Source organism: Antrihabitans spumae, from assembly GCF_043944905.1.
GTDB classification, from domain to species: Bacteria; Actinomycetota; Actinomycetes; order Mycobacteriales; family Mycobacteriaceae; genus Antrihabitans; species Antrihabitans spumae.
In genome coordinates this window covers 1-13,267 of record NZ_JBIMSN010000165.1, presented here as the reverse complement: position 1 = coordinate 13,267, position 13,267 = coordinate 1, and the positions used below count along the sequence as shown (strand labels likewise).

Here is a 13,267-nt window from a genome sequence, read left to right as displayed (position 1 = left end):
CAGGTATTACGGGGGGAGTTACCAGGTCAACCATTGATTACCTCTCTAGGCGGGCACACGCGACATGGCGAAGGCCTCGAACAAATGAAGTTGAAGCAGCTCATAGCCGGGGCGGACCATATGTGTCGGCAGACTGGCGAACGCATTTTCGACGATCTTGGACGCGCCCAGACTGTCGGTACCACACAAGACCTCACATGCGAGATCGGTGTCTGCCTGCGGGTTGCCGGCACGGTGACGACCACGGGCTGCGAACGCTGCCCCGGTGGCTACACGCGTGAGATGCGGGGCGCAGACTTCGCGCAGAAGCTCGATCTCTTGCCGCGAGACGCCGCCGACATAGCTGCAGGCGACGCCTACTCCTAGCCACAGGTCAGCGTGCCGATCTGGAGTGAACGCGGCGATCCGGGCAGCGATACTGCTCACGTCAGCACCCGAGGAAAACCAGATGCTACGGCCGACGCCCTGATCAAAGACTCGCCGCGCATACGGAGAGAGGAATTCGGGAACGATCTGGCGGTCGACGAACTTCTTTCGGGCGAAAAATCCCTGGTGGAAGCCATAACCGTCCATGACCAGCCATCTCAAGACTGGGTCGTCAAGTTGAGCTAGAAATGGCTCGGGCCGTCTCCTCATACGCGCCAGCGCCTCGCCGGCGCCGATGTGAACCATGTAAACGTGGGCATCCCCCGGACCGGCGAGAAACGCGCGGAACCGCGACTTCCACGGCAACACACAGTCCAGCCCTGTCAGTCCCATCGCCACACCCTCGTGGGCGTATCCACTCAGCGGTTCGGGGACAGTCTCGACTCTGGCCATGATGTCGGCAAGACTCCCGCCATCAACCACCGCGTGGTAGCCGCCGACAGCCGCTCGGACGCCGTCCTCGAGGTGTAGCCAATTGGCGGAGTCGCCGCCTTTGAACGCGAGGATCTCCTTTTCGGGCACACCCATGGCGGCACGGCGCGCCTGCATCAGCATGCGGCTCATCGCGTCTGCTCCCCCACCAACGAACAGACCGAGAAATCCCGGCCGCCGCCCTTCGCCAGGCCGTCCGGCCCCACGGTGATCCATGCATCGTCAGATCTGCCGTGTGCTTTGTAGACGTCAACAAGCCGCATCAGAGTCTTGTCGGCTCGCCATAGATCTGCTTGTCCACTGCGGGCATCGTCGGTGGCAGCGTCACATTCTGCGATGACAGCAGAAACCAGTTCGCCTGCAATCCTTTCCAACTCGTCAAGATTGGCTGCCAGTTGGTTGTCGAGATCGGCATCGGAGAGGTTGGCGTCCATGCCTTCATGGAAGCGGGTCATGAAGTCGAAGTCGTAGTAGGTGACCAATCCGTCCGCATGCGCTTTCGGCTCGACGTCGTACCACTGACGTAAGAATCGCTGGACGGGCAACGTGATGGCCGACATCCGCGCCAGTTGCGCGACGAGCTTTGGCCGGTCGACCAATTTACGGAACTGGTCGTGGTAGAAGAGCAGAGCAGGTACCGCCCAATAGACCCCCGTGTCCCACATCACTTTTGCACTCATGACCCGAGCGTTTCCCATGATCGGGTATTGGCCTTCGTAGATCGGCAGCCAACCGTCGGTGACGAGGAAGAACACCGAATTGTGGATGGCGGCGAGTTCGCTGATGTCTTCACCGTCGAGCGCCTGACTAACAAGATCGGTGATCAGTCCGTTGCTGAGCGCAATAACGTCGAACCCAGGTGAATAGAGGGGATCGAGAAAGATCCCCGCCTCACCTGTCAGGCACCACCCTTGCTCGGAGTACACCTGTTCGCAGCCGTAGGAATAGTTACGAATGACCTTGAAGTCGAGCAGTTTGTCGCGATGAGTCTCGACGGCCTCCGCACACTGCGGCTCATGTTCCCGCAGCCACGACATTGCCTTCTCGAAGCGGCTGATTTTTTCGAATGGGTGCAGTGATGCATCTGCCACGATGCCTACGCTGATCGAGTTGGAAGCCAACGGGATCAGCCACACCCAGTACCCCTCCCCCATCAAGTGGTTAGTCGACAGACGTCGGTGCCCATCTGTGATGCGCTCGTGCCAGCTGCCGGTAGCCGACCATTCGTCGATGTCAATCGGGTAGTCGATCCTGAACCACGCGGAATTGACGTTGTGTCCGTTGGGTTTCGACAATCCAAGTTTGCGTTTGAGGATGGAAGAGCGGCCCGAAGCATCGACTACCCACTTGGCACGGATTCCGCGATTGTGGCCGTCCGGCGTCGTCACACGGACAAGATGCCGCTGCCCTGTGGGGGCGAGATCGACTTCGTTGATCTTGTGTCCGCTCAAGACGTCTACCCCGCGGCCGACAAGTTCGTCGGAGAGGTAGTTTTCGAATCGACCGCGGTCGAGCTGGTAGGTAGCGCCGAGGTGTGGGCGGTGTGCGTGGCCGAGTTCGACTCGACGCGCGATGTCGCTGTTGTCGGCCTGGGTGAAAAAGAACCGCAGCCCGAACTTGTCGAGTTGCCGGTCATTGATGTGCGGTTCGATCTCGAGCACGTCACGCATGTAGTGAGCAGCGATATCGACAGTCGATTCGCCCACTTTGTGCGCTGCTTCAGGCGCGCGAGTGCTCTTCTCCACCACGACGATCGAAGTGTTGGGACGGCTCTTGTGTAGTTGCATTGCCAGCGTCAGGCCAGCCGCGCCCCCGCCCATGATTGCGACATCGAATTCGGAAATCGCTTCATTGGACGATTCCTGCTCGTTCACTGTCCTACCTCCAGCATGAAGTCGTGGCCTCAGGGCCAGTGGTCTGATGGTTGTTGATCTGTCGTGACGCGTGCGCGTAAACGTGATGAAAGGGGGGAACTACGCTGTCGCCATGTCGGCGGACCGGTGGATCGTCTGTTGTCCATGTCGAATAGTTCGAGCTATCAACAAGATCCGTCTGACCCTGCGGGTTGAGGTACTTGGCATCTAGCGTCGATCCTTTGTCCCCCAGCTTCATTCGCGCTCCTTCTACGTTCCCAGTGCTACCGCATCTCGTCTCCTGGTGACACTAAGAAGCCCGGTTACGCCGCACTTACCGCACATGGAAGCTCGATCCGGTACACGTCTGAACCGTTCGACGCCTGGCGCGCAGGACCGATTCTCGGGGCACGTCTATGCACGCGGACTTGACCGACGGCTGCCGAGCAGGCCGATGAATCCCCGGTGCGGAGTTATCGAATGCGCGCAGCATTCAACAGGTCTGATGTGCCTATACGGCAGCTACATCTGATCGAGGGTAGGTTCACACAACGTGCACTAGCCGTTGGCCTTTCGGCAATCGTCAGATCGAAGCTCGTGATGCAGTCTCTCGGCTTATTTTGATAATCTGGTCCCACCTGTCAGCGAGCCCAAGGCTGGCAAAGGTTTCGCGTAGAAGCGTGGTAAAAACCGAGCCGGAGCGAATCAGGTGCTCGTCGATATGCCCAGAAACCTCGACCATCACGATTCCGTACAGGCGCGCCCACGCGAGATTGAAGAGCCGCCGGGGAGCCAGTCCTTCAGCCCCAAGTGCCACATGGAAGGGGTCGGCGGACATTCGCTCCGGATCCCGGGTTTGCACGGACTCGAGATCGTCCGCGGGCGCCTCGAAAGGAAGTCCCTGGGAGTGCAGTCGGATGAACAAATCTGCAAAATGATCCGCGAACGCCGGTGATGCGCCTGCGGGCCCTACCTCCGGTAGGGGCTCATCCGCTGTGTCGATGGAACACGTGGAGTCGGCGGGGTTGGCGAACGCCATTTGGAACTCGGCTCTGTTTGCCAGTGCCCAGATCCTGAACATGGTCGCGGAAGCGGCGAGGCGTGCCGCTGGATCGTCGGTCGGGTAGTGGTCGCTTGCTTTCGACATGGCCGAGACAATGTCTCGCTTTATGTCGCGAGCGACGATGGCACGCATCCCGTCGACGCTCGCGACATATCGATACAAACTGGGTGGCGTCATTCCCATCTGGGTTGCGACAGCGCGAAGCGAAAGTTCACTCTTCTCACGCAATAGCAGCCGAGATACCTCGACGATCTCATCGTAGGTTTCAAGTCGTCGACGCTCCCGTCGACTCTTCGTCAATTGCTGGTGGACCATCGCACCCTCTTCATGGCCACCCGCGCGTGGGCTCGCCAATCGCCCTGCTGAACTGACAGGTACGGACTTCGGCACCACACACACTTGTGGCGGTTCCACTATCGCCGCCGGCGGGGGAATACGTTCGACTGCGCATTGCTCACTCATACTGAGCGTTGCATCGGACAGCATTAAGCTCTATCCGGCAACACATCCAGCCGGGTGATCATGTCGTCTACAGAGCATCATCGCGCTGCCGGCCGCGATCGGCTGCTGTCGCATCGCGGAGTGCCGCGGCGGCGGTGGAACCGGCTGGGTTCGACAGACCCTCATCTGCGGGAGAATTGGCGGCGGTTTTCGAACGGGAACGCTGTAGCCGTTTGGAAAACGCGTCGGCGATGAGTGCACCAGCAGCCGCGCCCGACATGTCTCGGGCGAGGAGTTCCGGGGGCAGATCGCGATCGGCATCTTGTGGTCGAGCAGGCAGGAGTACAGCCGCCAGCAGGGCTCCGACAAGTGAGACTCCTGCTGCTACAAGGGATCCGCCCGACATTCCGTGCAGATAGGCTGACGTTGCGCCGTCGAGTAGACGTTGCCCCGGTTCTGCCAGGCCGCGTTCGGTGAGCATTTGCGAGACCTGGATGGCAGCTCCAAAGGAATTCGAAGCAGCGGCGAAAGCGTCTTCGGCGCCCGGGACGGCTGGCAACGTTGATTCCAGACGGTTTTGGTACAACGATGATGCGACGCTTCCTATCACCGCCACTCCGAGAGTGCCACCGAACAGTCGGGTGGCGTCGTTTACCGCTGCGCCGACTCCAGCCTTGTCCTCCGGCACTGCGCCCATGATCGCTTCCGTGGCCGGCGCACTCGCAAGTCCAACTCCGATGCCGAGTAGGAGCATTTCGCCGGCGATCATGGCGTACGACGTCGTGCCAGTGTTCGTCGAGCACCAGAGGAGCCCGACAGAGAACAGCACAAGGCCTGCGACCACGACCACTTTGTTTCCAATTTTGACTGCGAGCTTCGTTCCTATGATCGACGAGATAGCGACGGCGAACGCCATGGGGAGAAGGCGAACCCCCATGGAGAAGGGGCTGTAGTACTTCACCAACTGCAGGTATTGCGTGATGACGAAGATGAAACCTTGTAAGGCAAAGAACGAGATCGCGACCGCCGCGCTGGCGGCGCTGAACCGGGGGTTCGCAAACAGCGATACGTCGAGCATGGGGTGAGCCGACCGGCGTTCCACCGCAACGAAGGCGACCAACAACGCAGCTCCGAGCGCAAGGCTGAGGATGGTGCGGGTAGATCCCCACCCCCATCCGGGAGCTTCTATGACTCCGAGGACGAGGATCGCTACGCCGGCACTCGAAAGTCCGAGGCCCAGCCAATCGATCGGGGGGGTCTCCGAGGCACGTGAATTGGGCACAACCCAGCAGATAAGGACGCCAACCACGACGGCTAACGCTGCCATGAAAACGAAGATGCTGCCCCACCAGTGGTTGGCAAGCAGTGCGCCGCCGACGATTGGGCCGGTAGCAACACCGAATCCGGTGACGGTTCCCCAGAGCCCGATGGCGCCAGCACGCTCGCCCCGCTCGGTGAAGACGTTCACGAGGATCGACAGGGTCGCGGGGAACATGAGGGCGGCTCCGATGCCCATGGCCGCGCGCGCGGCGACGAGCTGGCCCGGAGTGTCGATGACGGCCGCCCACAAGCAGGACGCCGCGAAAATGGCGAGGCCAACCATCAGCACTGTTTTTCGGCCCCACCGGTCGCCGAAACTGCCACCTGCCAGTACTAATGCGGCAAAGGCCAAGCTATAGGCGTCGACTATCCACTGCAGCTCGGACGTGCTCGCACCTAGCTCCTGCATGAGCGCAGGCAGAGCGACGTTCACTATCAAAATTTCGACACTGACGATGAACGCCGTGAGAGTAAGAGCGAGAAGGATCAGGGGCTTTCGCATGACTTGACTTTCTCAAGGTAGCGTGAGAAATGTCAAGTGGTTCTGCTAACATTCTTTTCCTAAGTGAGATTCAGCTCTCATTCTCAGCGAAGATAGCCAAACAAGAAGGAGCACAGCGTGACTCAGCAGACGCAAACGACCGCGCTAGATACCGTCCTCGCATACCACCGCGCTTGGACTAGCGGAGACGTCACCGCAGCACTGGAGTACGTCGCAGACAACATCGTGTGTCAAGCACCTGGGGCCGAGCTGATCGGAAAAGATGCCTACGGCGCCTTCCTCGGCGGATTCGCTCCCACCCTGACCGGACTAACCGATCTTGCGGCATTCGGCGACGACGATCATGTCGTTCTCTTCTACTACCCTCACATCGGGCAAATCACTACTGCCCCGGCTGCCGAGCATTTCACCCTCCGCGACGGGAAGATTGCCGAGAACATCTTGGTCTTCGACCGACTCTCGTACGCGCCCCCCCAGCAATAGAACCGAAGGCCCGGCCACACAAGGCACCCAGGTGGACAGCGACGAACGGATCTCTACGCTGTCCACCTGGGCTCGCTAGACCTACGAAACATCACCGCTTGCTGACACACCCCAAGACATCCGCAATGGGTTTCGCTATGCCTGCGAGACGCAACGGCAGAAACTAATACTGCCCACGCGATCGCCTCTCTACAGGACTAACTCTCGATCGCTGCCGCAGCTGTCCACCCCACCACACAGCAATAAGCCCAAGCGCAAGGCACAGAAAGACAACGCCTCCCGAAAGGGCGTAAGCGACCATCAGCACGCATGCGCCCAGCGCAGCAACGTCGCCGCTACCTTCAGGCTGCATCACGGCTTCTCGTCGCATTACGGCTACTTTCGGCGTATTTGCCTTCAGCAAGATCACGCAGGTTCAACAACTGCTTACGCATCATGAACAGATCAAGCCACGCCAACATCCACTGGCGGATCCAACCGATCCGATCCGCGCGGGGAAGACTCAGCTTTACCACCAAGCGAGTGTTTCCACAGCCGTCGTCACGCGTGACATAGCTGATCACCAACTCACCGAACATCCACCGACCGAGCCTGGACACCCGAATGGTGAGATGCTCGTTAACTACAAAGCTCACCAGCGTAAAGACTCTGATGAAGCGCTGTCCGATCTTCAGTTGCTCCAGCCCTGGCGTGAGAGCGCGAGGACTCCGACGCCCGAAGTTGTTCAGCAAGTCGTAGCTATACGGGGCTGCTTTGATCTGACACAACCATCTGAACACTTCAGGACGAGACGCCGCCACAGTGACCGCCCGGTGAGCTTCGAAAGTCGGATCTGCAAAAACGCCATCACACGGGTAGGTCGCACCTACCTCCGCGTCAGTAGCACCCCAAACACGCGGCCATCCCGCCACAATCGAACTCCCGTCTCGCATTCAAAGCGACGCCGTTTCGGCATGTGGCCCGCACCGTAAGTAAGTCCACTTCCCTCCCTGTTACGGCGCCAGTAAGCAAGGCCCCCAACGTGTGTGATTGCCAATAGCGCACTCGGCGGAGTGACAACCACGAAAGTGGCGATACGCGTGGTCACCAATTCGTCGCAGCACCAAAGACTGACCCCCCAGTACCGCTGCGCCGGACGTCCCCATCACACCCAGTGCCGGGGACTCCGGATTGTGCCGTTGTCCCGTCAAAGGTTCACCTACACAGCCGAAGTGCCGTGCAGAGAATTGAGCAGACCACTGTTCGCGGCCTGAGATGAGCCAGGTTCGGTCTGCGCGAGGACGTCAATGCTCGCTGCGTCCGTGATCACAGTCATGTGCGCCCGGTGCCGCGAGAGCATCACGCACGCGCGTCCTAGATCGAGGTTGAACGACTCTGCGGTGCGATACCCGGCGAGCGGATGCAGCGTGACGACGGCGGTGCGTTCAAGTCCTTGCAGGCTGTTCGCTGTCCCGACGAGCATGTCGGGATGATCGGCCAAGAGTGCACGGATAGCAGCAGCTTGCGTCACGTGCGGAACCACAACGGCGATATCGGCGGCGGTGAGAGGTCGTCCCCCGGACTCGGTATGAACAGCGGTGTCGAGCAGTTCGCGAGCACGGCCTGCGCATGTATCGATCAATGCGGGATCGGATGCCCCGCCCGACACGGCCACCACGCGGTGCCCCAGTTCGGGCACCACCGAACCAGAAGCCTCACAAAGGTGTTCCGGTGGACGGCGCGAGGTAAACGGTAGGTCTGGATAGAACACTGGCTGGATCAGTGCGGTCGTTTCGGCTCCGAGCCTCCAGGTGTGGCGCAGCCGCACGACACCGATGTCGTCATCCCGAGAGCGTCTCAACACACCGACAGCGTCACCGTGCGCGGCCTGCAACGCGATCGGTGCGGGTAGATCAGGGGCGGTGGCGCTGCTCAGCCACCGCGTCACATCCCCGGTCACTACCGGGTCGATCTGGCCGGGATCACCGACACACACCACTTGTCGCGCTATCGCACCCAATGCGCCGAGGTCGGCGTAGGTGCATTGCCAGGCTTCGTCCACGATCAGCACATCTGCGCCGAGACGATCAGGATCGGAGAACATCCACTTTGCTGTCGTGGCCAGAAGAATGCTGCCACCATCAGATCTCCACCGTGCGCGTTGGCCAGTAACCACCGGTGTCGAACCGCAGTTCGGCTTTCCCACACCGGTTTTCCACATCAACCCTGCGCGGTCTGTCAGCCCACCGAGCCGCCGCGCAATCTCCAACGCTTGCTCACGAGTCTGTGCCGCGATCCCTACCCGAAGGTCGGCACGATGCGCGAGAGCCGCCGCGAGTAGGCAGACAAGCCGCGTCTTGCCCGCTCCTGGCGGCGACGGCACTACGACAGCCGAGTCACCCGACCACACCGAAAACAACACACGCGCTGTGACCGGGTCGTCCATGATCGCAGCCCCCGGCCACTCGGTGAGACTGGCGGGAGCAGCGAGGGGCTGCGGTGCAACATCAGCAGTCGGGCTGAGCGTTGTCAATTTCGGTAAGACGATTCTCATGGGAACTGCACTCCAAAGATGGTCTGTAACGTCAATGTTGTTGCTCGGACAGCGAATTGCGACGTCGCTTAGTCTTCGGCTCCTGCGATCAGCACGTCGAGTGGCACATCACGACGCTGCAATGCCGGTGTGCGACCCGTCGAAAGCCACGACCGCCGCGCATACAACGCGTAATAGGCGCTTCGCCCGGCGCGCAACGTCTGCGGTGACGGTGGCTGCGGCATCACACACACCCGTGCACCGTCGGTGGGAGCATGGGTGCTGATCGCGCCGAGATCGAGGCGCAAACCACCACCGGCCACCGTCGCGGATTTCACGTCGGCAAAGAACCGCTCGAACGGCTGATCCTCCGGACCTCCGACCCAGCCGGCAACTTTCGTCCCCACCCGCAAACGCGAGTCGAGACGGTCACACGCAACCGCTATAGACGCACGCCCTGCCGAACCCGGCTTCTTTGCAGTGTGTTTCGCCGTTCCGGTCGCAACATGGCCGGTGTGAACAGCACGCCGTCGCCAGAGCGGATCGGAGAGCAACGCTCCCGCCCACAGGTCTGCGGCATCGCATCGCGACCGCAAACCCATTGCAGCACTTGCCGGATTGTCAGGCCGGTTCCATCCGATGCCATCGGTGAACAGCTCCCGCATTTTCGCGAGCCTGTAGGCATCGTCCTCATGTATCGGATCGAGCAAAAGCAGCACAGTGCCCGCACCGACGATGTCGGCCCACTCGTGCATACCCGAACACGAATCATCAACGATCCCAAGCCAATTGCGCCACACCGAGTTGCGCGTCTCCGCATCAGGATCGACGCCGAGAACGAACCGCGACCGCGACGCGCCCACCAAATCGACCACCGCCGATGTTCCCGGATGCGCGGCCCGATCCGCCCACCATCCGCACATCGCAGCTGCGCCCGACACGCTGTCGTCGGAGTCCCGCGCCCAATGCCGAGCGAGTTTCTCGAGCACCGGCAATGTCGCAGCATCGTCGACAAGTAGCAGTACCGGCTCGGCTGCGGCGATCGTGGCACCGCAGTCGGCAAGCAAACTCAGTCCATCCGCGTCAGTGGCGGTGCGCGTCGCATGGCGATCGGCCGCGACACTCACCGTTGTGACACCGGCCCGAATCGTTGCGCGCACGGCAACCGTCGAAATGGCACGCGTGAACGGTGTGTGGCGCAGCCGAGCGACCGGTGTACCCGTTCGAGCCGCGTGAAGTCGCTGCGCCAGGTCGAACCATTCCACGCTCACCGTTGACCACCGCCCGGTGCCGGGTTCTCTTGCGCACACAACCAGCCGTCCCGCAACGCCGTATGAACGGCCGAATCATGTTGCTCAGCAGTGATACCGGGAAGATCGGAAGCATTGATTCCGGTGCCTGCCAGCACCCGCTCCGCGTACGCGGCCAGCCCTGCTGCGGGCAGTGCGTCATCCGCTCCACACGGTGTCATGCCGCACCCCGTACGGTCGCCGTGCCGACTGGAATGTGTGCCGTCGTCGCCCACTCCGGTGTCACAGCGGACCGATTGCCGATCACTGCGCAGACCAATCTCGAGCGCGACGGCGCGGACGGCCACGGCGTGTCACCATCGGTCAGGACGATCACCACATGCGGCACCGGTCGCGTCGCTTCCGCTGCGGCGATTCCGACCCTCATATCGGTACCGCCACCACCGACCAAACGAATCTCAGCCACCGAGCGAACCCGCTGGGGCACTGTGCTTTCCGCATCGCACGCCAAGATGCGGACACGTTCGCGAGCGACACCCGACGACCGGAGCACCCCGGACACTTCGCTCATCGCGGCGTCCAGATCGGCGGTACTCATCGATCCCGATGTGTCCACCACAATCGTCGCCGTGATCGACGGACCACGCATTGCCGGAAGGACAACACCAGGTACCCGACGCCGAGACGGCCTGCCGTAGCTGTAGTCGGAGCGGCCTGTTTGATCAGCGACCGCACGTCGAATCAGCGCCCTCAGTATCCGATCCCACGCCACCGTCGGCGGAGCGAGCACGCCAGCGGCCCAGCGCACCAAACCAGCTGGTGCACTCCCCCGTCCCTTTCCCGAGGCCGCATCGCGCACCGCCTGCGCAACATGGCGGCGCACCAGCTCCGCATCCGCAGCATCGATGCCGGGAACCGACACAACCTGATCGGCACCCACTTCGGCTGGCACGCCCTTGCAGCCCGCCCCGGACCCGCAACCCGGATCGTCACCAGGGTCCGGCACCGAGTCAGCGGCATCGCCGCATATTGCGGCGTAGTAGTCCTCAGCAACGCCGCCAGGCTCGCAACCCAGCATCTGAGGGGTAATCACACCCTCCGGTAAACCGACGCCCGCAGACAGCAAATCATCGTTGATTTCCGCATCAGTGGCGTAGTTCCACAGCGAATGATCGAGCGGACGCGGCAACGCCTCCGTCCGAACCGAATGCGACCGCAACAGATGCCCGACCTCGTGCAATAGGACTGCACCCGCCAGCGGTGCCGACCACGAACGCGCACCCACAAGCAACGCAGGATCGACATACAGCCGCCACCAAGCATCGACCGCGAACGTCCCCAACCCCGGCGCAGCAACCGGCTGCGCCGCAAACAAGCCGTGCATGAAGTACGGCATCTGCTCGGCGGCAACCAATCTCGCCAAACGGAACGCCTCGAACTCGGCACCATCGAGTGCCCGCACCGCACTCACGCCGCATCCTTCGTCAAGCCCGCCGCCACCAACATCGGCGCAAACCGACGAGCCGCAGCCGGAACACTCGCCTTCGCAGGCCGCGTCTGCGCCAACGTGCGCGCCGCCGCACCCGCAACGTCCGGTGCGCCCGCCTCCGCAGCAGCCACCAACGGACCCCACGCCGACCGCCAGGCCTCCACCGTGCCCCGCGACGCAGCCCATGCCGTGACGCCCGCCAACACCGCCCACACCCGATCCGGGCGCGAACTCCAATCCACACAAGTCGGGTCCTCGATCACCGACACCGGATCAGGCAAATCCATCATCTGACGCCAACTCAGAAACTCAACGCCCGCGCCCTCACCAACCAACCCGAGCACCACCGCATGCACCGCCGCAGTATCGGAATCCCGCAGATACGGAAGAACACCCGCGACCATTGCCCACGTACGCCGCGACGGCCACGCACCACCACGCTGCGCCACCGACACCGGAAATGCATCGAGCAAATCCGGGCGCGACCGCACGAACCCGATCACCGCGCCCCGCGCCGCCGCCTGCCGCTGCAAATCAGTCGACACCGCCCGCGACGCAGGCGGCGACACCCATCCCGCCGTCATTCCGTCGAGCCAATCGTCCACACTCGGAGCAAACATGACGTGGCAAAACCGATTCGCCAACGGCGGCTCCAACTCGTAGCCACCCGCCGCCGAATCCGGCGGATTCGCACCCGCCACAATCCGAACACGATCGGGCAACGCCAAGTCTCCGACAACACGGTCTAACGCCACCGCCAACATCGCCGCCTGCACCGTCGGCGCACTCGTCGTCAGCTCATCCAAAAACACGTAACCGCACCCCGCAGCGTGCAACTCCCGCGCCCACGTCGGAGCCTCCAACTTCACTCCATCCGCCGTCACCACCGGCAACCCCGCAAAGTCCGCAGGCTCACGCAACGATCCCAACACCGTCTTGCACGGCACCTGCTCAGCAGCCGCCAACGCACGCACCACACTCGACTTACCCATCCCCGGCTTCGACAGCAACAGAGACGGAACCCCCGCACGCCCACACGCATCCAACACAGTCACAGCAGTCGCCAAATCAGCCACAAGAAGCCTCCATAAACTACGGCGAGTTGGTCAGACCCACCCTCAACAGGACCCCCCAAATATACGTCTTGAACTGCGCAAATGCCGACCACCACAACACTTTTCGAATCACGGCGCACACCCGGTGCCGGGGACGGCGGGTGTGACCATTTGAATACGTTCATAAACCCATACCCCGGCAAAGCCCCTGTCCGTACAAATGCCACTGCCGCCGACCTACCGAATGTCGCGGCAAGTAATACGTCGCCAGACTGCTCAGCGTTTGCGTGATCCAAGGTGATGTGTGGTCCCTTCGAACTACAGCCGTCCCTCGATAACCTCGAATAGGGTTGCTTCGAACGCCTACTCGACAGCTTGGGACTAGCCTGCCGCTTTCACGGTAATTCCTTCGGAGTTGGTGTCGTACATGAAGAAAGGTGC

11 protein-coding genes are annotated in these 13,267 nt (G+C 61.7%); 1 reads left to right on the top strand and 10 read right to left on the bottom strand.

All coding sequences use genetic code 11. From position 1 onward, the window contains the following. Positions 1–45 precede the first annotated feature (45 nt). The 4 genes from ACHIRB_RS30510 to ACHIRB_RS30495 all read right to left on the bottom strand — a co-directional run bounded on the left by ACHIRB_RS30510 (position 46) and on the right by ACHIRB_RS30495 (position 6,037). Positions 46–990 (bottom strand): DUF1702 family protein, encoded by a 945-nt coding sequence (locus ACHIRB_RS30510; protein WP_395115482.1) that lies wholly within the window; start codon positions 988–990, stop codon positions 46–48. Then, positions 987–2,732, bottom strand: a complete 1,746-nt coding sequence (locus tag ACHIRB_RS30505; protein ID WP_395115481.1) for an NAD(P)/FAD-dependent oxidoreductase — start codon at positions 2,730–2,732, stop codon at positions 987–989. Before ACHIRB_RS30505 ends, ACHIRB_RS30510 begins: the two co-directional genes overlap by 4 nt. Before the next feature lie 562 nt (positions 2,733–3,294). Further along, positions 3,295–3,906 carry a WHG domain-containing protein gene (locus ACHIRB_RS30500; protein WP_395127832.1) on the bottom strand — a complete coding sequence of 204 codons (612 nt, stop codon included), beginning with the start codon at positions 3,904–3,906 and terminating at the stop codon, positions 3,295–3,297. A gap of 397 nt (positions 3,907–4,303) precedes the next feature. Continuing rightward, positions 4,304–6,037 carry an MFS transporter gene (locus tag ACHIRB_RS30495; RefSeq protein ID WP_395127831.1) on the bottom strand — a complete coding sequence of 578 codons (1,734 nt, stop codon included), beginning with the start codon at positions 6,035–6,037 and terminating at the stop codon, positions 4,304–4,306. Between the two features lie 117 nt (positions 6,038–6,154). Here ACHIRB_RS30495 and ACHIRB_RS30490 point away from each other — a divergent pair, with 117 nt between their 5' ends. Next, a complete protein-coding gene (locus ACHIRB_RS30490; protein WP_395115479.1) occupies positions 6,155–6,520 on the top strand; it encodes a nuclear transport factor 2 family protein in 366 nt (121 codons plus the stop codon). A 341-nt stretch (positions 6,521–6,861) separates the two neighbouring features. Here ACHIRB_RS30490 and ACHIRB_RS30485 read toward each other — a convergent pair whose 3' ends face one another. The 6 genes from ACHIRB_RS30485 to ACHIRB_RS30460 form a co-directional block, all read right to left on the bottom strand. Continuing rightward, complete coding sequence (locus ACHIRB_RS30485) at positions 6,862–7,155, bottom strand: hypothetical protein (RefSeq protein WP_395115478.1); 294 nt, start codon at positions 7,153–7,155, stop codon at positions 6,862–6,864. Positions 7,156–7,718: 563 nt separating this feature from the next. Beyond that, complete coding sequence (locus tag ACHIRB_RS30480) at positions 7,719–9,053, bottom strand: AAA family ATPase (protein WP_395115477.1); 1,335 nt, start codon at positions 9,051–9,053, stop codon at positions 7,719–7,721. Positions 9,054–9,121: 68 nt separating this feature from the next. After that, a complete protein-coding gene (locus tag ACHIRB_RS30475; RefSeq protein WP_395115476.1) occupies positions 9,122–10,303 on the bottom strand; it encodes a hypothetical protein in 1,182 nt (393 codons plus the stop codon). Further along, on the bottom strand, positions 10,300–10,503 hold the full coding sequence (locus tag ACHIRB_RS30470) for a hypothetical protein (protein ID WP_395115475.1): 204 nt from the start codon (positions 10,501–10,503) through the stop codon (positions 10,300–10,302). The genes ACHIRB_RS30475 and ACHIRB_RS30470 overlap by 4 nt, the downstream gene beginning before the upstream one ends. After that, entirely contained in the window at positions 10,500–11,753 is a 1,254-nt protein-coding gene (locus tag ACHIRB_RS30465; protein WP_395115474.1) for a vWA domain-containing protein, read from the bottom strand. The genes ACHIRB_RS30470 and ACHIRB_RS30465 overlap by 4 nt, the downstream gene beginning before the upstream one ends. Beyond that, positions 11,750–12,847, bottom strand: coding sequence for a P-loop NTPase family protein (locus tag ACHIRB_RS30460; RefSeq protein WP_395115473.1), 1,098 nt, complete (start codon positions 12,845–12,847; stop codon positions 11,750–11,752). The genes ACHIRB_RS30465 and ACHIRB_RS30460 overlap by 4 nt, the downstream gene beginning before the upstream one ends. Positions 12,848–13,267 lie beyond the last annotated feature (420 nt).